Origin of the sequence: Gracilibacillus halotolerans (genome assembly GCF_014206945.1) — a bacterium.
GTDB classification, from domain to species: Bacteria; Bacillota; Bacilli; order Bacillales; family Amphibacillaceae; genus Gracilibacillus; species Gracilibacillus halotolerans.
The window spans coordinates 38,284-60,583 of the sequence record NZ_JACHON010000016.1; the positions used below are offsets into that span (position 1 = coordinate 38,284).

Here is a 22,300-nt window from a genome sequence, read left to right on the forward strand (position 1 = left end):
TCCAGCTCCACAATGTCCTTCGAAAATGAAAGTGAAGAAGCTCGGTTTTTTATTCGGATTCAATCCCGTAGGCTGTGGTCGAGCTTTCTTTCATTTCTCACTATAACTCTTAAAATAAAATAGTGGGTAAAATCATCCGTCGATGATTTTACCCCTTAATCTTAGTATGTTTTTCACTATTCCATATAACGATTGTTTAAATCGGTTTCTAAATGGTCTTTCTTTTGCTCATACTTAGACACGAAACCATTCCCATTACAAACGGTACACGTATAGTTCCACTCTTCGTCGTCTCGTAACATGCCAGTTCCTTCACAGGCTTTACAACGCATTTCTTGTGATCCCATTATGCTTTATTCACCCCTTGACGATATTTAATCCAGTTAATGATTCCACCTCTTAAAATAAGCTCTAAATGACGATCCGTGAGATCATGAACGACTTTTATTGGTTCATTTGTAGACTTGATATATATGTCAAACGGTTCCTTCTTTAATAAATTATTTCGTAAATCCTTAAATACTAAAATGGTTTCTTGTTCTAGTTTATTATAGTCATTTTCCTCTAAGAATCGAATAGGGACAATACCGAAGTTAATTAAGTTTTGTAAATGTATACGAGCAAAGTCTTTAACTAACACGACTTTTAAGCCTAAATAGCGAGGAGCTAGTGCAGCGTGTTCTCTACTTGAACCTTGGCCATAGTTATAGCCTGCAACAATCGCATGTCCTTCCTTATCGCGAGATTTCATTGCTCGTTCATAATAGGTATCATCTACAATCTCAAACGCATACGTGCTTATTCTCTGGATATTACTACGGAACGGCAAGACTCTTGCCCCACCTGCAAGGATTTCATCTGTCGAGATGTTATCTCCCATTTTTAATAAAACAGGGACTTCGAAGTTATCCTTTATAGGGTCAAAATTAGGGATAGCTGTTATATTCGGACCTTTTTCTAATGTAACATCTTGATTGTTTTCAAGTGGTGCTTCAAGTAAAGCGTCGTCGATAATCGGTTTAGACTCTTTCAACTTAGGATAAGGCATTTCTAATTTACGAGGATCTGTAATGACGCCTGTTAGAGCTGAAGCCGCTGCTGTTTCTGGACTACATAAGAAGACACTATCTTCACGAGTTCCAGATCGACCAGGAAAGTTTCTAGGTGTCGTACGTAAACTATTTCTTCCTGATGCTGGTGCTTGTCCCATCCCGATACAACCGTTACAGCCTGCTTGATGCATTCTACCACCAGCAGAAAGTAGGGATGCAATATGTCCATCCTGACTAAGCTGAATGAGTAACTGACGTGATGATGGATTAATATCGAAGGAAAGACCTGGCGCGACTCTTTTACCTTTCACAATTTCCGCAGCAATTGCAAAGTCACGATACCCTGGGTTAGCAGAAGATCCAATATACGACTGATAAATTGGTTCGCCCTCGACCTCACTAACTGGTACTACATTGCCGGGACTAGACGGTTTAGCGATTAATGGTTCAATCTTCGATAAGTCCAGTTCTACATCAATATCATATTGAGCTCCTCGATCAGCAGTTAGTTCGACCCAATCTTTTTCACGATTTTGGTCTTTTAAAAACTCTTTTACTACTTGATCGGAAGGGAATACGGTTGTAGTAGCACCTAATTCCGCACCCATATTGGCAATTACATGACGATCCATTGCGGATAAATGCTTTAGACCAGGACCATAATATTCAATTATTTTACCTACTCCACCTTTTACGTCGTACCGGCGAAGCATTTCTAAGATAACGTCTTTAGCACTAACCCAGTCTTGCAGTTTACCTGTAAGTTTAACACCCATGATTTGTGGCATCTTAATATAATAAGGTTCACCTGCAATGGCCATAGCAACGTCGATTCCACCAGCTCCCATCGCAAGCATCCCCATTGAACCATTTGCACATGTGTGACTATCTGAGCCGAGTAATGTTTTCCCTGATACTGCTAAACGTTGCATATGAACGGGGTGACTTACACCGTTACCAGGTCTACTATAAAAAATACCGAATTTTTGTGCGGCACTTCGTAAAAACAAATGATCATCCGCATTCCGGTAATCTTCTTGAATTAAGTTATGATCCACATATTGTGCAGACACCTCTGTTTTTGCGCGGTCTAAATCCATTGCTTCTAGTTCTAACATAACCATGGTACCTGTTGCATCCTGTGTAAGTGTTTGATCAATTTTTAATCCAATCTCTTCTCCAGGTTGCAGTGTACCATGCACTAAATGGGATTCGATTAATTTTTGAGTTACATTTTTTTTCATGGCAAAACCTCCAAAATCACTAGCTTGTATAGTGTACTTTTCCCTTTTATATAAAAAATAATCTAATTTTGCACTTTAATGTTATCGGAGAGGATTTTAAGAGAGGCGCTATACAAATAGAGATGGAGAGAATAAAAAAAGGAGCTGGGACAGAATTATTTAATCATAATACAAACAGAACGATTCGTTAGAATCAATTCTGTTTGTATGCTTTTTATAATTACTTCGCTAAAACACTTCGCTTTCCGCAGGCAACGCCTCAACTAATTTCAAAAGTTCAATTGAACTTTTGTTTGTGATGTTCGGCGAATAACGCAACGTCCTGTTGCAACGACGAACTGAATTACATCCTGTAATCCCTCGGCTGTTGCTTTCCTGCAGGAGTCTACGTGTTTTTGCTGCGTAATTTATATTTCATTATTTAATTGTTCGCCTTTAATATTGTATGATTTAGTTATTTCTCCGCTTTTCGATTTATGCGAACGCAAAGCACTATATATGAGGCAAACGCATGTAGGAATCATATCCGCATGTTAGTTAGTATCCCACCTAAATTCAGCGTATTTCAATTTATGGGATATTTAAAAGGAAAAAGTAGTTTGATGATATTTAATCGTCACGCCAATCTCAAATATAAATACGGAAATCGCAAGTTTTGTTGCTGTGGTTTCTACGTAGATACAGTGGGTAGAAATAAAAAGAAAATACAAGAATATATTAGGAATTAGCTAAAAGAAGATTACATGACGGGCCATTTAACAATATTCGAAGAGTTTGACCCGTTTACAGGGCAAAAAACAATATACAATAAGGGATTCTTTTGGAATCAGTGAGTAAATGTGGTGCAAGAGGGAGAACCATTCGATAGGCCATTCAGGCCGAGACCGGTAAAAGAGGCTTTCAGCCGCAGAGCAAAGAGGTCGAGTACAAAAAAATAGCACAAAAATCCAACCAAATCATGGAAAGAATATAAATAGCCAAGTCAAAATACAAGACTCCTGCAGGAAAAGCAACAGCCGAAAATCCATTACAAAAGTTTTTATATAACTTTTGTAATTAGTTGAGGCGTTGTCTGCGGAAAGCGAAGTATTTTGACTTGGCGTTAGTCTAACATTCGGATTTTGTATTAAGAAAATTACTTCTGTCTAGTCTCGAATTTTACTGATTCGTTTTTTCACGAATAAATGCTTCAACTTCATCCGCTGTACTCATGGAAAGTAGCTGATCTTTGTATGAAGCTAATTCTTCTTTCGAAAGCTGTTTGATTTGTGTACGAGCAGGTAAAATGGAAGTTGCACTCATACTAAATTCATCTAATCCTAACCCTAATAAGATAGGGATAGCGATGGAATCTCCAGCCATTTCACCACACATACCAGCCCATTTGCCTTCTGCATGTGCAGCTTCAATAACATTATTGACTAAATTCAGGATAGCAGGGTGGTATGGTTGATACAGATAACTTACCTGTTCATTCATCCGGTCAGCTGCCATTGTATATTGAATTAAGTCGTTTGTTCCAATGCTGAAGAAGTCTACCTCTTTAGCAAATTGACGAGCGATAACTGCAGTAGAAGGAATCTCTACCATAATACCAATTTCAATATCGTCATTTACTTTTGTTCCTTCTTGTACAAGCTTATCTTTTTCTTCTAATAGAAGAGCTTTAGCTTGACGGAATTCATCTAAAGTAGCAATCATTGGGAACATAATTTTCAAGTTACCATATACACTAGCTCGTAATAATGCACGAAGCTGCGTTCGGAATATATCATCGCGGTCGAGACATAGTCGAATCGCTCGATACCCTAAAAATGGGTTCATTTCTTCTGGTAGATCAAGATAAGGAAGCTCTTTATCTCCACCAATGTCTAATGTACGAACAACAACTGGTTTGTCTCCCATTTGTTCAAGTACGCTTTTGTATGATTCATATTGTTCGTCTTCGGTTGGTAACTCATTTTTACCCATATAAAGGAATTCTGTACGATATAGACCGACACCTTCACCGCCATTATTAATAACACCCTCAATATCATCCGGTGTACCAATGTTTGCAGCAAGTTCAACATGAACACCATCACTTGAAACAGTTGGCTCATCTTTTAATTTCGCCCATTCTTGTTTCTGTTGTTCAAATTGTTCTTGTTTTGATGTATATTGGCTGATTTCGTCAGAAGTTGGATTGATAATTACTGTACCATCCATGCCATCAACGATAATCATATCTCCTTCGTTCACTTCTGCTGTAATAGTCTTCGTTCCAACAACAGCTGGAATTTCTAGAGAACGAGCCATAATAGCTGAGTGGGATGTACGGCCACCTATGTTCGTGGTAAAACCCTTTACAAACTGCTTATTTAATTGAGCAGTATCAGAAGGGGTCAAATCATCAGCAATAACGATAACTTCCTCATCAATTAATGCAGGATTTGGAAATGTCACATTTAATAAATGAGCCATAATTCGTTTCGTTACGTCTTTGATGTCAGCAGCACGTTCTCTCATATATTCATTGTCCATACTTTCAAACATTTGAATAAATGTTTGTGCAACTGCATCTAACGCAACTTCTGCATTCACTTTTTCGGATTCAATTTTATCTGTCATTGGATTAATTAGCTCTGGATCACTTAATACGAGTAAGTGAGCAGAAAAAATTTCTGCATGCTCGTCCCCAAGAGTTTTACGAGCATGCTCTTTAATTTTCTCTAGTTCTGTCTTTGATGTATTGATTGCATCATGTAATCGACTGATTTCATCTGATGGATTTTCGATTTTGCGTTGCTCAAAAGATAAATCAGGCACAGCTAACTTAAAAGCTTTTGCAATTGCGATTCCATTTGATGCAGCAATTCCACTAAGTTGCTTCATTAATAATTACTCTCCTAAGCCTTCAGATTTAATTACTTCAACAACTCCTGCTAATGCTTCTTCTTCGTCTGGACCATCTGCGCTGATTGTAATAGAAGCACCTTGAGGGATACCTAAAGACATAACGCCCATAATGGATTTTAAGTTGATTGACTTGCCATTATATTCGATTGTCATGTCGGAAGTGTAGCTCCCAGCCTTATTTACTAATACTGTTGCAGGACGTGCGTGTACTCCTGTTTCGTCTGTAATTGTTACAGTTTGATTTACTGCCATTTATAAAACCTCCTAAAATTGTTTGTACTTATTTATAATTGTACTATGAAAGCTATATGGTTTTCAATAAACCATATCAAACAAGAAAATTATATGCGCTTTTCCTTACTTATTCAAGCGTTTCGCCCTTTAACCAATGATAAATATCATCGTAAACACTTACATTCATTTTTTCGTTCAAAACTTCGTGACTCATGTTTGGATATAACTTTGTTTGGACATTGGTCAACCCTTTGGATTGGTAAAAAGAGGCAGCCTTATTGATACCTTTTCCGTAATTTCCGACTGGATCCTCTTCACCAGCTAACAGTAGGATAGGAAACGATTTTGAAATGTTGTCTGCTTTTACTTTATCCTGCGCAGATAAATATAACTGATATAAGTCGACAAAGAACTGATTGCTAGGTATAAAACCACAATAAGGATCCTCTAAATAAGCTTGTACATTATCTTCATTAACAGACAGCCAATCAAAATCTGATTTCTTACGAGTACGTTTATTGTAACCGAAAAAACTAACCTTATTTAAAAAGGTTCCTTTTTGTCTTTTCCCTCTTATCCTACTAATAAACTTCGCTAATTGGATACCAGGCTTCAATACGGTACTAGGCATTGTACCAGTTCCTATTAATATCGCTCCGCTCAGTCGCTTACTTTCTTTCGTTAAATAAGATCTCACGATAAAAGAACCCATGCTATGACCAATAAGAAATATTGGAAGAGTAGGGTATGATTTTTGAATATACGTAGTGATAGCGATTATATCTTCTACCATGCGGTTACTACCATCTGACTCGGCAATAAACCCAAGATTTTTCGCTCCTGTTTGACCATGTCCGCGATGATCGTTCCCGATAACAAGAATTCCTCTTTCAACTAAATAAGATGCAAAATCATCGTAACGATTGATATGTTCAGCCATCCCATGGGACAATTGAACAATCGCTTTAATTGTACTTGTTGGTTCCCAAATTTTTATAAAAACCGAAACTCCATCCGACATTTTCAACCATTTAGTTTTTATTTGAATGAGAATCACCTCTTTTTTCTAATTTTTCTTGCTAAAAGAAGAGAATTTTGCTACATTGTTAATATGTATTTGTTCGTCCTGAAGGGGGTTAAAGCAAGTGTTAGGAGTTGCTATTACATTACTTATTATTGATGCTATTATCTTAATTGTCTTTGTATTATTACAATCTGGAAAGAGTGCTGGATTGTCAGGCGCGATTTCTGGTGGTGCTGAGCAATTATTTGGGAAGCAAAAAGCGAGAGGTCTTGATTTAGTTTTACACCGTGGAACTATCATAACAGGTGTCCTGTTTTTTGTTCTCACTTTTGCCATTGCGTATATTATATAATAAATAAGACAAAAAGCATCCTTTGCAGTTGTGCAAAGGATGCTTTCTTTTTTACGAGCAATGAATATTTTATATAGGCATAACTGAAGAATTTCCAATTTTTTTCGTATAATTTGCTTGCAAATGAAAACTACGGGTAAAATAGAGGGTATAGATATAGATGTATGATAGAAAAGGAGCAACAAATGATGCAAATTAAACAACCGGAGCCTTTTTTCTTTGAAGGTGGAGAACGAGCGGTACTTTTACTACATGGATTTACAGGACATTCAGCAGATGTGCGTATGTTAGGAAGATATTTAAATAGTAAAGGATATACGTGTTATGCACCAATCTACCGAGGTCATGGAAAAACACCAGAAGAACTTATCGATGCTACTGCGGAGGAATGGTGGGAGGACGTGCAAGAGGCCTATCAATTTCTACAGAAGAAAGGCTATGAAAAAATAGCAGTAGCAGGATTGTCATTAGGTGGAGTTCTTGGTTTACGTTTAGCTACGAACAATCCTGTCCAAGCGGTCATTACGATGTGTTCACCGATGTTTTTTGATAACGAAAAACAGCTAACAAGTGGTTTCCGACAGTTTGTGAAGGATTACAAGCAGTTAGAAAAGAAAGACGAGGAAACAATTAACAAAGAGCTTGAGAGTTTACTAACAAAGTCATCCGACTTGTTTCAAGAGATTAAAGAATCCATTGATAAAGTAAAACAATCGGTGGATATGCTTTACACTCCAACACTTGTCATTCAATCTGTTGAGGATAAAATGATTAACCCAAAAAGTGCTGATTACATTTACGAAAATGTGGAAACAGATAAGAAAGAAATCAAGTGGTACGAAGGAACAGGTCATGCGATAACATTTAGTAGAAAAAAAGATGAATTGCACGAAGATATTGAGCATTTTTTAGAATCACTCGACTGGTAAAAGGTCATACTAAATATTGGGGGTGAGCCCATGGATCAAAAAACAATGGAAAAAGAAATCGTAACTTTTATCGAAACACATGCAGATAAACCATTATCTGTAAACGAACTAGAGGAAGCTTTAGAGATAGAAGAGGCGGAAGATTTCCCTGTTTTAATGAAATCATTAAATGCTCTAGAAGAAAGTGGACAACTAATTCGGACACGGAAAAATCGATACGGTTTGCCTGAAAAAATGAATCTAACCCGCGGAAGAATCCAAATGCACCAAAAAGGTTTTGCCTTCCTAATACCGGATGAGGAAGGGATGGAGGACGTCTATATAAACCAGTCAGACCTAGCTTCTGCTATGAATGGAGATATCGTATTTGTTCGCGTAGATAATAGAGACGAAAATGGAAAGCGGGCAGAAGGTGTAGTCGTCCGAATTATTGAACGTCATATTACTGAAATTGTTGGTACCTTTGAAGACAACGGTGCCTTTGGTTTCGTGATTGCAGATGACAAACGAATTCCTCATGACATCTTCGTACCTAAAGGGCAAACGAAAGGTGCAGTAACTGGCCATAAAGTAATTGTGGAAATCACAAAATATCCAGAAGGTAGAATGAGTGCAGAAGGAAATGTCTTACAAATTCTTGGTCATAAAAATGATCCTGGAATGGACATCTTATCGATCATCTACAAAAATGGAATTACAATTGACTTCCCAGAAGACGTTTTGGAACAAACAGAAAATATTCCGAAAACCGTATCTAAGGAAGATATAGCTGGTAGAAGAGATCTTAGAGACGAAGTTATCGTAACCATTGATGGAGCAGATGCGAAAGACTTAGACGATGCTGTATCGGTTATACAGCTTTCTAACGGAAACTTTAAGCTTGGCGTCTATATTGCGGATGTATCGTATTATGTGAAAGAAAATTCACCAATTGGTAGAGAAGCGTTTGAACGAGCGACAAGTGTTTATCTAGTAGATCGAGTCATCCCTATGCTTCCTCACAAATTATCGAATGGTATTTGTTCCTTACACCCAGCGGTTGACAGACTAGTTATCGGATGCGAAATGGAAATCGATAAAAATGGAGCTGTCGTAAGCCATGAAATTTTTGAAGGTGTGATTCAATCAAAAGCAAGAATGACGTACAAGGAAGTCAATCAGATTCTTGTGGATAAAGACGAGGAAATAAAAAGTAAATACGAATCGTTAGTCCCGATGTTTGAGAGTATGGAAGACTTGGCTGAAATAATAAGAGCAAAACGATTCGGGCGTGGAGCAATAGACTTTGATTTCAAAGAAGCGAAAGTCCTAGTGGATGATGCAGGTAAAGCAACAGATGTAGTGATTCGGGAACGATCTATTGCTGAAAAATTAATTGAGGAATTTATGCTTTGTGCCAATGAAACAATTGCACAGCACTTTCATTGGTTAGACGTACCATTTATCCATCGAATTCACGAGGATCCTAATCCAGAAAAACTACAAGCATTTTTTGAATTTATCGCGAGATTTGGATATATTGTTAAAGGTACTGCTAACGAAATACATCCACAAGCTTTGCAAAAGGTGTTAGAAGAGGTTAAAGGAACAGACGAAGACTTAATTATTTCAAAGTTAATGCTTCGTTCAATGAAACAAGCGAAGTATGATCCTCAAGGAATTGGACACTTTGGACTAGCAACCGAATTTTATACGCATTTTACTTCTCCAATTCGTCGATATCCGGATTTGATTGTCCATCGCTTAATTAGGACGTATCTATTTGAAGGTAAGCTTGACGAGGAAACACGTGCCACATGGAAGGAAAAAATGCCTGAAATAGCGCAACAAGCTTCGATGAAAGAAAGAACAGCAGTAGATGCGGAACGTGAAGTTGATGATTTGAAAAAAGCAGAATTTATGCAAGATAAAATCGGAGAAGAATTCGAGGGAGTCATTAGCTCGGTTACAAATTTTGGCTTATTTGTTGAGCTACCAAACACTGTGGAAGGATTGGTACACGTTAGTTACATGACGGATGATTTTTATCACTTTGATGAACGTGCCTATGCTATGATAGGTGAACGAACGGGAACGGTTTATCAAGTAGGTGATACAATCACAGTTAAGGTAGCACAAGTAAATATAGAAGAAAGAGCCATCGATTTTGAAATTGTCGGAATGCGTCCTCGGAAAAGAAGAGAGCTAACAACTCAAGCAACATTTGATAAACCTAAAAAAGATAAAAGTGGACTAAAACGCACTGCTAAAAAGGCACAGAAAAGCCGTTCACGGAAGAAAAAAGGCAAGAAGTAAGGCGTGTGCATAGAGGAGAAACCACTAAAACGTTCAGAAGTAAGTAGGGGAGGAACGGGAAATGGCGAAGCACAATGGAAAACTCGTTGCACAAAATAAAAAAGCTAACCACGATTACTTCATCGAAGAGACGTTTGAAGCGGGAATTGTGTTACAAGGAACGGAAATTAAGTCAATTCGAGCGGGAAAAGTGAACTTAAGAGATAGCTTTGCAACGGTTAAGCAAGGGGAAGTGTATATTAACAATATGCATATTTCCCCTTATGAACAAGGGAATCGTTACAATCATGAGCCAACAAGAGCACGAAAGTTATTGCTTCATCGTAAGCAAATTGATCGATTGATTGGAGAAACTCAGCAAGCCGGATATGCATTAGTACCAATTAAGGTATATATTAAAAATGGCTTTGCTAAAGTGCTTATTGGGTTAGGTAAAGGGAAGAAGAAGTTTGATAAACGAGAAGATTTGAAACAGAAGCAAGCTAAGCGTGATATGGAACGCGCACTTAAAGATAGATAATAAAAAAATCTCACGGAAAAAATATCCTGTGAGATTTTTTAGTTTATCCTTATGATTTTGTTGAAGAATCAAATTGTGGTTCTTCTGATGGATTATTTGCTTCAGATTTCTTCGCATCCTCAGCTGTGATTCTTCTCATAAATATCGTTAAGATTAAAGCTAGCATAATAATGAAGGTGGACGTAAAAAAAGCAAAATTAATCCCATTTAATGTTGCTTCATTTTCGATTTGCATTTGTAGCATTGCTAGTTCATCTTCACTTAATCCAGTACTGCTGGCCATCGCTTCTTCAGAAAGCTCTATCGCTTTACTCTCTGCACGTGCGTTCATAATAGAAATTAACAATGCAGATCCGATTGCTCCTGCTACTTGCTGCATTGTATTATTCATGGCAGTACCATGCGGATAGAACTTGGCAGGTAACTCATTTAGACCATTTGTCATGATTGGCATAAACACCATTGACATTCCTAATGCTCGGATAGCAAATAAGATAACAAGACTAGAAAAGGCGATCTCCATATCCAATCGACTAAACATGAAGGAAGTGATAATTGTAATGGAAAGTCCTGTAACAGCAAGTTTTTTCGGTCCATATTTATCAAACAATCTTCCGGTGATTGGCGACATAAGCCCCATCACTAGAGCTCCTGGTAACATTAATAGACCGGCTTCTATTGGAGTGAATCCACGAATATTTTGCACATAAATAGGAAGTAAAATCATAGCCGAAAATAAAGCAATAGCGAGTACTATCGCAATGGTTTGCGATAAAGCAAACATAGGATATTTAAAGATCCGGAATTCCAAAATTGGTTCTTCTAATTTGAATTGACGGAAAATCATCCAAGTTAATGAAATTGCCCCTATTATAATCGTTCCATATACAAATGGATCTCCCCAACCTTTATCACCAGCTATACTAAACCCGTATAATAATCCGCCAAAACCTGCACTTGATAAAATAATAGATAAGACATCTAATTTTATTTCACGTTGTGGTGTTAAGTTTTTCAAACGGAAAACAGAATAAAGAAGTGTCAGAATTCCAAATGGTATTACAATATCGAATAACGTTCTCCAACTATAATGTTCTACGATATAACCAGAAAGGGTAGGTCCTAATGCAGGTGCAACTACCATAACTAGGCCGAAGAAACCCATTGCTGTACCTCTTTTTTCAATCGGAAAAGATACGAGCATAATATTCATTAACAATGGCATCATGACAGCAGAGCCAGATGCTTGGATCATTCTAGCAGCAACTAGCACGGAAAAAGTTGGTGAAAAACTAGCTAATACAGTACCGATTGTAAAAAGTGCCATAGCAGATATAAATAGAGTTCTATTCGTAAATCGTTGAATTAAAAACGCACTTGCTGGGATTAAGATACCGTTGATCAGCATATAGCTTGTAGTTAGCCATTGTACCTCTGTCGGTCCTACCTGAAATTCTTTCATGATGGACGGTAAAGCGACATTAAGTAATGTCTCATTTAAAATAGCTACAAAAGCCCCGATAAATAAAATAGCAATCATACCATAAGGTGGTTTTGCTTGTATTGAATGTGTTTCTGTCATAATATAACCTTCTTTCTATATCATCAAGCTATATAATTGTTATCTTGTTTGGTAGTATTACGTTAGATGCTGGACCGCAGTTTTAAACGATTGGCTAGTCACTCATCCATATGCAAAACAAAAAGCTAGTATCTCTAGACACTTTACATATTTTATACCGTTAGTCTAAAATATGCAATAATAACATTTTAAATAATTGTAAAACTTGATATATAAGGTTTTATCAACTAGAACAAAAGTATAAAATGAAGAGGATGAACACAGATGAACGCGAAAAAGGAGCAAATAGTAAATGCTGCACTACATCTTTTTGTAAATAAAGGATTTAGACAAACCTCTATTCAAGATATTATTGATATGGCAAATGTAGCAAAGGGGACATTTTATAATTACTTTAAGTCAAAGAATGAATGCTTAATGGCAATCATGGAATATGTACAAGAAAAAGGTGATAAAAGACGTGTAGAATTAGCGATAGGGAAGAAGAAAACGGACGAGGAAGTGTTTATACATCAAGTAGCAGTTCGGATGAATATGAATCGAGAATATAATTTACTTTCATTATTTGAATCAGTTGCTTTCTCATCAGATGAAACCTTTAATAACTTTATGAAAAATCAATATTTATTGGAAATAAACTGGGTTAGCAAGCGGTTATGTGACATGTATGAAAATTGTACAGAAAAGAATTCAGTAGATTTAGCTATTATATTATTAAGTATTAACCATCATTTTTTGCATGTTGCTAAATTATTAAATGAACAAGTAAAGATTGAAGAAGTGATCAAATACTCATTGCAACGATTAAAACTCATTATTAAAAATCAACCTATGAACGAGGAGGTGTTCTTTAGCCCGATATTATTTCAACAGACAAATGATAAAAGTGTGAAGGAAGAACTACAAAATCATTTGAATCAATTGCTGTCTAATGTAAAAGAAAATGAAGTGGATTCACGAGCAGAGGAATATATCCAATTCTTATTGGACGAGCTATCCAATGAAAATCCGCAGCTGTATGTAATGGAAAGCGTTAGTGAGTCACTGAAAAAAATATTGGATTCAGATAGATATCAAGAGGATGTTCGTCATATTATCCAATTATTCTGGAAGTGGAAAAACCATTAAATAAAGGTAGTACAAGGGAAATTGTTTGGAACCACCTATATGAAATGTTAAAATCTTAATTGTTGTCTTATTATCGAAAACTTAAACAAAGATAAGATAACATACAGAAGGGGGATTTCAAATTTATGAAAAAAATACTATTTATCTTGTTGAGCCTAATTTTTGTTGCAGCATGTGGATCAACTGAGGAGTCAAGCAGTAGCGAAACGGAACAAGAAGAAGAGAAAACAGCTGTAGAATCAACTGAAGAAGAGGAAGCTTCTGACATTGAAGTAGATAAAAATCTACTGAGCGTTGAAATCGATATTCCAGCCAACATGGTAGATGATATTGAAACCACGATTGCACAAGGTGAAGAAGAAGGTTTTGAAATTACAGAGAATGATGATGGAAGTCTTACGTATAAAATGTCTAAATCGAGACACAAAGAGTTGATGACAGATATGAGAACCAACTTTGAGGAAACCTTTAATGAGTTTGTAAATAGTGAAGAATTCCCATCTATTCAAGATATACAGCCAAATAAAGATTTCACAGAGTTTACAATGGTTGTAGATAAGAATTTATATGAAGAGAGTTTCGATGGATTTGCTTCCATTACGTTAGGTATGGCTGGTGCAATGTACATCGTATTTGATGGACAAACACCATCCGATGATTTCAATATATTGATTGATATTGAAGATGCAGAAACAGGAGAAGTATTTGATACGATTAAATTCCCTGAGGATTTAAATACAGAAGAACTAGAACAATAAAGTATTAGTATATAGATGATTTCAAGGGGTAGGATTTGAAGGTTGTTTTTTACCAATACCAACTAGCTATCCCGGGGTCATCTTTCATGTTCGCAAAGATATCTGTTGAAGCTATGACAACACTAAATATTACCAGTGGTCATAGCTTGATTTACATGCGTAATATGTTATAATAAATATACAATTTAATACGGTATTTATCCGTACTCTATGTTTATACATGGGGACGTTACGGATTCGACAGGGGTAGGTCGAGCTTAGGCTGCGCGTCGAGGTTACGGCTCGTAAAACGTTACTGCCAATAATAACTGGCAAAGAAAACAATTACTCTTTAGCAGCTGCGTAAGCAATGCTAAAGGATCCTTCCTACCATCGCCCATGTGGTAGATAGAAGGGTCTCACTTATCAGTGGGCTACGCTGTTATCCTCCGTCTGGGGACCGACAGAAGAGATTAATCAGACTAGCTGCTTGGACGCCTGTTGGTAGGCATAAAAGCTAGCGAATCGCGAGTATACCAACTACACGTGTAGACGCCTAAGTGCCGATACCTTTGGACGTGGGTTCGACTCCCACCGTCTCCACCAATACATAATTTATATTGGTGTGATAAGGTTTTTGAAAGAATAGTAACATTTTATCTAAATTAAATCATTTTAGCAGGTTTGAAGTCGTCTTCCATTAGAGACGACTTCTTTTTAATTTGCATTATGAGTTACTCCTGATTTCCTATCATCTAACCAACTATAAAGAATTTGGTCTCTGTTTTTCATATTAAGAGCTACGTTATAATTCATTGGTGGTGCGCCTGCTTTAGCTTTTAGTACTTTAATTTCCTCAATCTCTCCAATGCTAATAGTATGGTTTGCATTATATAAATGCTCTAAAGATATAGTTAAAAGTTCTATTCTCTCTATTACCTCTTGTTTAGAAACGGTAGAAAAATACAGTGTTATTGAAAAAAATATACTAGCAAGCAGTAAAACACCCAATGTTATAGAAGTCACTTTAAATTGTTTAGTCTTCTTCAAAGTTAAATCCTCCAGTGTACGAAATAGGAACAATAGAATAAGTTAAAATATACCATATATCTAATGAAAACGTATTATAAAATAAAAAATTTAGATTAGAGATAAAAAACGATTATCTGTAGATAGATTCTTTATCTAAACAGCAATCTTTTAGGCATTCTTACATCTATTATTGCCATTACTCTAATCAATAGAATCTTAACAAAATGACACCAAAATCCTAAACTTGCTAAATTTACATAAATTTTTTTCTGTAGATTTAGTATACTTAAAGTAAAGGGAAGTATAGGAGGTTCATTACATGAGTTTTGAATTAATTTTAATATTATTAACTTTATCTGCATTGTTGTTCACTATTTCTGAGGTGCAAAAGCTAAAGAAGGATAATAAAAAATGGCAAGAAATAACGATTGAATTAAAGAAAGAAATTGAAGAGTTAAAAACAAAATAAATAAGTATCATTTAATACATCATCACAATTCGGTGATGTTTTTTGTTTGTGATTTTGGTAGATAGAATAGTAAAAATATTTAGCATCTGGCTCGTTACATTGACCAGCTATTTTGATTACTTTATAATAAAAACATTGATAGCGTTTACTTAAGGAGTGAGGTTTTTTGTTCCGAAAGTGGAAAAGGTGGTTCATGGACCTCCGTTTAAAGCATAAAATGGTGTTACTAACTTCACTCGTACTCTTAGCGTTTAGTATAGGTGGATTATTTATTTTGCAGTATGCTTTTCAGTTGTATAATAAAGAGATTTATCGCCAATATGCACAAGCTATACAAGTTAGCTCGGATTCCATTGAAGCAGAATTAAAGAAAATGGAACGCTTATCCTATCAAGTTGCTACTGACACATATGTCCAATCCTATCTAGAGAACTTAACCGAAGCTGAAACAAATTACGATACATATATGATTGGTAGCGATCTGAGAACACGTTTATTGCATGTTGGTGCATTGAATAAATATGTACTATCTATCCAGGTTTATGATAAGCAGAATAGAGAGTATGCTAGTGGAAATTCAATGATTCAGATTACAGATGAACGACTTCAAGAATTGAAACAGCGTGCAAATGAGAAAAAGGGTGGTGTTAATTGGTTACTGCCTCATGAAACAGATAAAAGTCTTGCGGCAGTTCGGGATATTCGTAACTATCTAGATTTAAAGTTTGATAGAATTGGAAGCGTTAGCATACGTGTTGATATGGATACAATGGTGAGTGATTTAACGAGAAGTCTTGCTGAACAAGATACAGTATTTTTAATTTACGATGATAGTGGTCAAAAGATTTATGAAAGTGATGACAGCTTATATGATTTTTCCCCAGAGCAATTAAGCAACGAACATCAAGGTTATCAAATTATCGAGTGGGATAATCATCCATATTTTGCAACTCATTCTGAAGCGAATAATTTAGGGTGGACATATGTCATATTAGTGCCTTACGATAATTTGTTTACAGTCATTACAAAGGCTAGAACAGCAGTCTTTATAACGTATCTTCTTTTGTTTTTTATGATGATATTTCTAGGTTCCAAGTTTACTGGTTCGATTGTAAATCCCATTGAAAGTTTAAATCGAAAAATGAAGAAGGTTCAAACAGGCAATTTGGAACAAATAGATATTCAAGAGGAAACGGACTTTCCAAAAGATGAAGCAGGAGAGATGCATGCAAACTTTCAAAAAATGATGCAACAGATCCAATATTTAATCGGTGAAAACTATAAAAAGCAGTTGTTGATTAAAGAGTCAGAATACAAAACATTGCAAGCACAAGTGAACCCACATTTTTTGTATAACACATTAGAATCCATTAACTGGACTGCAAAAATAGCAGGGGAAAAGAAAATTTCACAAATGGCTGAGTCATTAGGGTATGTATTGCGGTCATCGATAAATATGACGGATACGTTAATCACACTAGAAGAAGAGCTTTCCATTGTTGAGCATTACATTACGATTCAAAGCTATCGTTTTGAAGATAGGCTACAATTTTCTAAGAATGTACCAGATGAATTACTCAGCATTCATGTACCGAAGTTTATCTTACAGCCGATTATAGAGAATTCAATCCGCTACGGTCTACAAGAGATGGTCGGTATATGTAAAATTTCACTTACTGGTGAGAAAGAAGCCGGAATATTGGAATTACGACTTACGGATAATGGTCCTGGTATGGATGCAAGTTATCTACAGCAAATTAAACAAGGAAATTATGAACCTAAGGGGACAGGATTAGGTTTGAGAAACATTAATGATAGAATTAAGATTTTATTCGGGGAAGAATATGGACTCACAATAAACAGTGAAAAAGGCGTAGGGACCTTTATTACAATTCGGATTCCTATCGAGGGGGAGAAAGAGTATGTTCAAAGTTTTGTTAGTCGATGATGAACGAATGATTCTTGATGGCATATCCTCCATTGTAGAATGGCATAAGCTAGAAACAGAATTAATTGGCAAAGCGATGAATGGTCTAGAAGCATTAGAGTTAATGGACAAGAACACTCCTGATATCGTTATAACCGATATTACCATGCCTGGATTGGATGGAATTGGCCTAGTAGCAAAGGCAAAAGAAAAATACCCAAACGTAAAATGGATTTTCTTATCAGGCTATAGTGAGTTTGATTATGCACAACAAGCGATGCGATATGGGGTAAAGCATTACTTGCTCAAGCCATGTAACGAGGAACAAATAAGCGAAGCGATCTTGGAAGTGATTAAGGAAATTAAGAAAGAACAAGCAGCTGAAGAATATATTCATTTAATTGAAGAGAAAGCAACTAAATCAACAATGCTTCAATTCGAAAATATGCTAAAGCAATACTTTATGTATCAGAACCTTTCGAAAGATACCGTACAGGCAATGAAGGAAATGACAAAACAAAACTATCGAAATTCGTTCGCTTTTCTTCTATTTACGGTAGAAGAGGAAAAAGAGTTTAATAAAATCAATGAGTTTTCCTTACTTATCGAGAAGAGCTTAAAAGAATTTCATCCGCTTACAGTTGTTATCGAAAACCATATCGTCGGGTTTGCTCGTTATAGTGACGAGCTTATAGAACAAAGTCGGTTGTTTCATAAAGCACATAATAAAACATTATCCTTTTCTATTGTCTTATCGGAGCAAAAGCGGGATGGTGAGGAAAGGCTCAGCTTACACCAACTTTTAGATCAGTTATTTTATCAATCAAAACAATCCTTCTTACCGCCAACTGAATGGGTTGAGTTCCAAACTTCTAGTAGCAATATGTTACCGGTAGAAGAAATAGTCATACACCTTAAAAAACGCCAATCCATCGAGGCGCTAAATTGTGTGAAGAAAGTATGCCACCAAATGGCTGAAAATACGGTAACTCCAAAGCTTGCAAAAGGGTATTTGATACAATTATTCTTACTGTTAATGAGTAAGTTTCCTCACCGTGAAGTAGAAGATCGACTTCAAGTAGTTAGTCAAATGGAACAATTTATTCATATCGAATCCTTTGTCATCTATTTCGAACAACTATTTGATCGTTTGATTCATCATGGTAAGGAGGAACGAAAGCTGTCTCCTGTTGTGCAGGATATGCTAGATTATATTGAAGAAGAATTCGGTAATCCTGATTTATCTCTACAGTGGCTTGCATCTAATCGATTATTTATGAATGCGGATTATTTAGGTAAAATCTTTAAGAAAGAAATGGGACAGCGGTTTTCAACATTTGTAACAAATTATCGAATTGACAAAGCAGTAGAAATTGCTGAAAAGGAGCAAGATATTAAAGTGTTTGAGCTTGCAGAACGAATTGGATTTGGTAATAACCCACAATATTTCAGTCAGCTATTTAAAAGGATAAAAGGTTTTACACCATCTCAAATCATTCAGCCGAATTAATAAATTCTGTCACCCTTTGAGTAGGGTGCATTTTTTTGTTCAATTGTTATCTGAGTTTAAGATTTTTATTAATTCGTTACTTAGGATGTTTAAATAACTCTGCTTTTTAAACATTCAACACTGTTTTTTCTATCATGATGTAAAGCGGTTACATGATATATTAAATGTGTAAACGCTTACTACTATAAAAGAGGGGTTGAAAGCGATGAAAAAATTCTTACTTGTTTTACTTACAATGATGACTGTTTTATTCTTAGCCGCTTGTGGCGGGGATGATAACAGCTCAAGTGATGGAGATGCGAATACAGATGAAACAAGCAGTAATAATGAAGGAACTGGCGAAGAGGCATCTGGTGAAGATGTTACGATTCGTGTAGCGTGGTGGGGAAATCAACCACGTCATGATTACACAATGGAAGTAATCAAAATGTATGAGGAACAAAATCCTCATGTCAATATTGAGGCAGAGTACGCAAGCTGGGATGATTACTGGCAGAAGCTTGCACCACAAGCTGCAGCGAATGAATTACCAGATATCATTCAAATGGACTTATCTTATCTAGCGCAGTATGCAAATAACGGACAATTAGCGGACTTATCACAATTTTTTGATAGTGCAATCGATGTTTCGAACATCACAGAGGATATCATTGATGGTGGTAGAATTGACGATGGTGTCTATGGTTTTAATGCGGGTGTAAATGCTGTTGGATTTCAGTATAACCCTGCTTTAGCGGAAGAGCATGGCATTGAAATACCAGAAGACGAATGGACATGGGATGATTATAAAGAGATCTCTGAAAAAGCAGTAGACGCTGGTATTTTCTTTGATACAGGAATGCAGCCAGATGTTTTCTTTAACTATTATTTAAGACAACATGGTGACAGATTGTATGCAGAAGATGGTAGTGGATTAGGTTATGATGACGATCAATTATTTGTTGATTTCTTCTCTATGCTACAAGAACAAGTAGAGAAAGAAGCTACACCTACTCCTGACTATTTAGCTCAATTAGCTGGACCTGAAGATGACCCAGTTGTAAAAGGTGAAGGAATCGGAATTTTCCAATGGTCGAATCAGTTCGTAGGGTTGGAAGAAACTTCAGGACTTGAATTTAAGATGGTTCCTATGCCAGGACCTAATGTTGCGGATGGTTTATTCCTAAAACCAAGTATGTTCTGGTCAGTTTCGGAAAATTCTGCAGCAAAAGAAGAAGCAGCTAAGTTTATTGACTTCTTTACGAACGATATTGAAGCAAATAAACTAATCTTGGGTGAACGTGGAGTACCTGTTTCATCGGTTGTGAAAGACGCTTTAATGGAAGAGGTTTCTGAATCTCAAGCTAAAGTATTCGAATACATTGCTTGGGTAGAAGAAAACAGTACTTCTATGGGGGCACCAGATCCAGCTCAAGCAGGTGAAATCATTGATTTATTAACGAACCTTTCTGAACAGGTTTCTTACGGTCAAACAACACCAGAGGATGCATCCACACATTTCCGTCAGCAGGCCGAAAGTATTTTGGGTAACTAAACATGCTTAGATGGTAATAGCTGATCGCAGGTGATCAGCTATTACTTTTCACAAACCAGATATAGAAAGGAGACATGGTGATGCAATCCAGTATGAAACAAAACTTATGGGGATATCTATTTATTGGACCTTTTATAATTGGTTTTCTTGCCTTTACGGTAATACCAATTTTTGCATCGTTATACTTCTCATTTACTTCTTATAATTTATTTACAGCACCAGAATGGATTGGTTTTGACAACTTTACGAAAATGTTTACAGACGATGCTAGATATTTACATTCCTTAAAAATAACATTTATTTATGTATTTGCCGGTGTACCTTTACGGCTTGCTTTCGCCTTATTTGTTGCCATGCTGTTAAATACAGCTTCAAGAGCAGTCGGGTTTTACCGTACATTATATTATTTACCTTCCTTAATAGGTGGAAGTGTTGCAGTAGCGATTATGTGGCGTAATATATTTGGAGACGAGGGCATTGTAAATCTTGCTTTGTCTACACTAGGATTAGATCCAATACGGTGGTTTGGTGATCCAACTGCTGCTTTATGGATGCTTATATTCTTATCTGTTTGGCAATTTGGTTCCTCAATGCTTATTTTCTTAGCCGGCCTAAAATCTATTCCACAAAGCTATTATGAGGCAGCTAGTGTAGATGGAGCGAATTTCTTACAAAAGTTTGTAAAAATTACGATACCAATGCTTAGTCCGGTAATTTTATTTAACGCAGTCATGCAAACAATTTCAGCATTTATGACCTTTGTTCCTGCCTTTATTATTTCGAAGGGGACAGGAGGACCATTAGACGGTACATTATTGTATTCCCTCTATTTATTCATGCAAGGATTTGAATTCTTCCATATGGGATACGCATCTGCAATGGCGTGGGTCATGCTGATTATCATAGGAATACTAACATCTATCATTTTCGCATCGTCTAGATTCTGGGTGCATTATGAATCAGAAGGAGGCAGATAACAATGAAGGCTAAACCTCTAAAAAAATTAATCTATCATATTTTTGTAGGTGGATTTGCTGTCCTATTGCTCTATCCTGTTGTCTGGCTAATCGTGAGCTCCTTCAAACAAAGTGAGAAAATATTTCTAACTGCGGAATCCCTTATTCCTAAACCTTTTACCATTGCGAACTATGGTCAAGGATGGGAAGGATTTGGAGACTATGGTTTCGACACATATATTACGAATACTACGATATACGTAGTGTTGGTACTAATCGGTCACCTTATCTCTTGTTCGTTAATCGCTTTTGGTTTCGCAAGGTTAAAATTCGCAGGTAGAAACTTTTGGTTTGCGATAATGATCATGACTCTAATGCTTCCGTATGAGGTTGTTATGATTCCTCAGTACATTATATTCTCACAACTTGATTGGTTAAACTCTTATAAGCCATTAGTTGTGCCAGCATATTTTGGTCATCCGTTCTTTATCTTCTTACTCGTACAGTTTATTAGGACGATACCAAGAGAATTGGATGAGGCAGCAACAATCGATGGAAGTAGCGTATTTGGAATCTATTACCGAATCATCTTGCCATTAATTGTCCCAGCTTTGGCTACTACAGCAATATTTACGTTTTACTGGACGTGGGATAATTTACTAGGACCAGTATTGTATCTGAATAGCCCAGGAAAATATACGGTATCAATGGCGCTCAGAATGTTCTTGAGTAATGAGACCGTCTCAAACTGGGGTGCTATGTTTGCGATGTCAGTTGTTTCTTTAATTCCAGTCTTTGTTATCTTCTTTATTTTCCAGAGATACGTGGTAGAAGGTATCAGTACAAGTGGATTAAAAGGGTAAGTAATAAAAGGAGG

General features: G+C 36.4%; 19 protein-coding genes, 1 other RNA gene and 1 pseudogene. 14 read left to right on the plus strand and 7 right to left on the minus strand.

Translation table 11 applies throughout. The annotated features are described in order from the left end of the window. Positions 1 to 176: 176 nt before the first annotated feature. Together GGQ92_RS12665 and GGQ92_RS12670 are read right to left on the minus strand one after the other, a co-directional pair. Complete coding sequence (locus tag GGQ92_RS12665; RefSeq protein ID WP_184249502.1) at positions 177 to 347, minus strand: hypothetical protein; 171 nt, start codon at positions 345 to 347, stop codon at positions 177 to 179. Beyond that, positions 347 to 2,296, minus strand: a complete 1,950-nt coding sequence (locus GGQ92_RS12670; protein ID WP_184249505.1) for an aconitate hydratase — start codon at positions 2,294 to 2,296, stop codon at positions 347 to 349. Before GGQ92_RS12670 ends, GGQ92_RS12665 begins: the two co-directional genes overlap by 1 nt. A gap of 494 nt (positions 2,297 to 2,790) precedes the next feature. Between GGQ92_RS12670 and tnpA the strand changes: the two are divergent. After that, a pseudogene (gene tnpA / locus GGQ92_RS16435) lies at positions 2,791 to 3,129 on the plus strand (IS200/IS605 family transposase); the annotation flags it as partial. Positions 3,130 to 3,454: 325 nt separating this feature from the next. On the opposite strand, the gene ptsP reads toward tnpA, so the two are convergent. The 3 genes from ptsP to GGQ92_RS12690 form a co-directional block, all read right to left on the minus strand. Continuing rightward, on the minus strand, positions 3,455 to 5,170 hold the full coding sequence (gene ptsP / locus GGQ92_RS12680; RefSeq protein ID WP_184249507.1) for a phosphoenolpyruvate--protein phosphotransferase: 1,716 nt from the start codon (positions 5,168 to 5,170) through the stop codon (positions 3,455 to 3,457). Positions 5,171 to 5,176: 6 nt separating this feature from the next. Then, positions 5,177 to 5,446 carry a phosphocarrier protein HPr gene (locus GGQ92_RS12685; protein ID WP_184249510.1) on the minus strand — a complete coding sequence of 90 codons (270 nt, stop codon included), beginning with the start codon at positions 5,444 to 5,446 and terminating at the stop codon, positions 5,177 to 5,179. Positions 5,447 to 5,555: 109 nt separating this feature from the next. Continuing rightward, positions 5,556 to 6,449, minus strand: coding sequence for an alpha/beta hydrolase (locus GGQ92_RS12690; protein WP_184249513.1), 894 nt, complete (start codon positions 6,447 to 6,449; stop codon positions 5,556 to 5,558). Positions 6,450 to 6,573: 124 nt separating this feature from the next. On the opposite strand from GGQ92_RS12690, the gene secG reads away from it, so the two are divergent. The 4 genes from secG (at position 6,574) to smpB (ending at position 10,548) form a co-directional block, all read left to right on the plus strand. Next, positions 6,574 to 6,804 carry a preprotein translocase subunit SecG gene (gene secG / locus GGQ92_RS12695; RefSeq protein WP_184249516.1) on the plus strand — a complete coding sequence of 77 codons (231 nt, stop codon included), beginning with the start codon at positions 6,574 to 6,576 and terminating at the stop codon, positions 6,802 to 6,804. Positions 6,805 to 6,992: 188 nt separating this feature from the next. After that, positions 6,993 to 7,733, plus strand: coding sequence for an alpha/beta hydrolase (locus GGQ92_RS12700; RefSeq protein WP_184249518.1), 741 nt, complete (start codon positions 6,993 to 6,995; stop codon positions 7,731 to 7,733). 30 nt (positions 7,734 to 7,763) lie between these two features. Continuing rightward, complete coding sequence (gene rnr, locus GGQ92_RS12705) at positions 7,764 to 10,028, plus strand: ribonuclease R (protein ID WP_184249521.1); 2,265 nt, start codon at positions 7,764 to 7,766, stop codon at positions 10,026 to 10,028. 61 nt (positions 10,029 to 10,089) lie between these two features. Next, a complete protein-coding gene (gene smpB / locus GGQ92_RS12710) occupies positions 10,090 to 10,548 on the plus strand; it encodes an SsrA-binding protein SmpB (RefSeq protein ID WP_184249524.1) in 459 nt (152 codons plus the stop codon). Positions 10,549 to 10,597: 49 nt separating this feature from the next. On the opposite strand, the gene GGQ92_RS12715 is transcribed toward smpB, so the two are convergent. Further along, positions 10,598 to 12,130 (minus strand): MDR family MFS transporter, encoded by a 1,533-nt coding sequence (locus GGQ92_RS12715; RefSeq protein WP_184249527.1) that lies wholly within the window; start codon positions 12,128 to 12,130, stop codon positions 10,598 to 10,600. A gap of 264 nt (positions 12,131 to 12,394) precedes the next feature. Here GGQ92_RS12715 and GGQ92_RS12720 point away from each other — a divergent pair, with 264 nt between their 5' ends. The 3 genes from GGQ92_RS12720 to ssrA all read left to right on the plus strand — a co-directional run bounded on the left by GGQ92_RS12720 (position 12,395) and on the right by ssrA (position 14,601). After that, positions 12,395 to 13,258 carry a TetR/AcrR family transcriptional regulator gene (locus tag GGQ92_RS12720; protein ID WP_184249529.1) on the plus strand — a complete coding sequence of 288 codons (864 nt, stop codon included), beginning with the start codon at positions 12,395 to 12,397 and terminating at the stop codon, positions 13,256 to 13,258. Positions 13,259 to 13,383: 125 nt separating this feature from the next. Continuing rightward, positions 13,384 to 14,016, plus strand: a complete 633-nt coding sequence (locus tag GGQ92_RS12725) for a hypothetical protein (RefSeq protein ID WP_184249531.1) — start codon at positions 13,384 to 13,386, stop codon at positions 14,014 to 14,016. 222 nt (positions 14,017 to 14,238) lie between these two features. Beyond that, positions 14,239 to 14,601, plus strand: a transfer-messenger RNA (tmRNA) gene (ssrA, locus tag GGQ92_RS12730). 111 nt (positions 14,602 to 14,712) lie between these two features. Here the strand turns inward: ssrA and GGQ92_RS12735 are convergent. Next, positions 14,713 to 15,045, minus strand: coding sequence for a hypothetical protein (locus GGQ92_RS12735; RefSeq protein WP_184249533.1), 333 nt, complete (start codon positions 15,043 to 15,045; stop codon positions 14,713 to 14,715). A gap of 301 nt (positions 15,046 to 15,346) precedes the next feature. On the opposite strand from GGQ92_RS12735, the gene GGQ92_RS12740 reads away from it, so the two are divergent. The 6 genes from GGQ92_RS12740 (at position 15,347) to GGQ92_RS12765 (ending at position 22,286) form a co-directional block, all read left to right on the plus strand. Next, positions 15,347 to 15,496: a hypothetical protein gene (locus GGQ92_RS12740; protein WP_184249535.1), complete on the plus strand. Its 150-nt coding sequence runs from the start codon at positions 15,347 to 15,349 to the stop codon at positions 15,494 to 15,496. A gap of 166 nt (positions 15,497 to 15,662) precedes the next feature. Further along, positions 15,663 to 17,444, plus strand: coding sequence for a sensor histidine kinase (locus tag GGQ92_RS12745; protein WP_246384433.1), 1,782 nt, complete (start codon positions 15,663 to 15,665; stop codon positions 17,442 to 17,444). After that, entirely contained in the window at positions 17,419 to 18,933 is a 1,515-nt protein-coding gene (locus tag GGQ92_RS12750) for a response regulator (RefSeq protein ID WP_184249537.1), read from the plus strand. Before GGQ92_RS12745 ends, GGQ92_RS12750 begins: the two co-directional genes overlap by 26 nt. Positions 18,934 to 19,138: 205 nt before the next feature. Further along, positions 19,139 to 20,467, plus strand: coding sequence for an ABC transporter substrate-binding protein (locus GGQ92_RS12755; RefSeq protein WP_184249539.1), 1,329 nt, complete (start codon positions 19,139 to 19,141; stop codon positions 20,465 to 20,467). Positions 20,468 to 20,547: 80 nt separating this feature from the next. After that, positions 20,548 to 21,444, plus strand: a complete 897-nt coding sequence (locus tag GGQ92_RS12760) for a carbohydrate ABC transporter permease (RefSeq protein WP_425486412.1) — start codon at positions 20,548 to 20,550, stop codon at positions 21,442 to 21,444. Between the two features lie 2 nt (positions 21,445 to 21,446). Then, complete coding sequence (locus GGQ92_RS12765) at positions 21,447 to 22,286, plus strand: carbohydrate ABC transporter permease (RefSeq protein ID WP_184249543.1); 840 nt, start codon at positions 21,447 to 21,449, stop codon at positions 22,284 to 22,286. Positions 22,287 to 22,300 lie beyond the last annotated feature (14 nt).

Bases quoted from the DNA above. Each gene is read 5' to 3' on its own strand.
- GGQ92_RS12715 (WP_184249527.1), bottom strand. From the start codon at position 12,130: ATGACAGAAACACATTCAATACAAGCAAAACCACCTTATGGTATGATT.
- ptsP (WP_184249507.1), bottom strand. From the start codon at position 5,170: ATGAAGCAACTTAGTGGAATTGCTGCATCAAATGGAATCGCAATTGCA.
- GGQ92_RS12725 (WP_184249531.1), top strand. From the start codon at position 13,384: ATGAAAAAAATACTATTTATCTTGTTGAGCCTAATTTTTGTTGCAGCA.
- GGQ92_RS12685 (WP_184249510.1), bottom strand. From the start codon at position 5,446: ATGGCAGTAAATCAAACTGTAACAATTACAGACGAAACAGGAGTACAC.
- GGQ92_RS12700 (WP_184249518.1), top strand. From the start codon at position 6,993: ATGCAAATTAAACAACCGGAGCCTTTTTTCTTTGAAGGTGGAGAACGA.
- GGQ92_RS12665 (WP_184249502.1), bottom strand. From the start codon at position 347: ATGGGATCACAAGAAATGCGTTGTAAAGCCTGTGAAGGAACTGGCATG.
- smpB (WP_184249524.1), top strand. From the start codon at position 10,090: ATGGCGAAGCACAATGGAAAACTCGTTGCACAAAATAAAAAAGCTAAC.
- GGQ92_RS12765 (WP_184249543.1), top strand. From the start codon at position 21,447: ATGAAGGCTAAACCTCTAAAAAAATTAATCTATCATATTTTTGTAGGT.
- GGQ92_RS12670 (WP_184249505.1), bottom strand. From the start codon at position 2,296: ATGAAAAAAAATGTAACTCAAAAATTAATCGAATCCCATTTAGTGCAT.
- GGQ92_RS12740 (WP_184249535.1), top strand. From the start codon at position 15,347: ATGAGTTTTGAATTAATTTTAATATTATTAACTTTATCTGCATTGTTG.
- GGQ92_RS12750 (WP_184249537.1), top strand. From the start codon at position 17,419: ATGTTCAAAGTTTTGTTAGTCGATGATGAACGAATGATTCTTGATGGC.
- rnr (WP_184249521.1), top strand. From the start codon at position 7,764: ATGGATCAAAAAACAATGGAAAAAGAAATCGTAACTTTTATCGAAACA.
- GGQ92_RS12690 (WP_184249513.1), bottom strand. From the start codon at position 6,449: ATGTCGGATGGAGTTTCGGTTTTTATAAAAATTTGGGAACCAACAAGT.
- GGQ92_RS12755 (WP_184249539.1), top strand. From the start codon at position 19,139: ATGAAAAAATTCTTACTTGTTTTACTTACAATGATGACTGTTTTATTC.
- GGQ92_RS12760 (WP_425486412.1), top strand. From the start codon at position 20,548: ATGCAATCCAGTATGAAACAAAACTTATGGGGATATCTATTTATTGGA.
- GGQ92_RS12720 (WP_184249529.1), top strand. From the start codon at position 12,395: ATGAACGCGAAAAAGGAGCAAATAGTAAATGCTGCACTACATCTTTTT.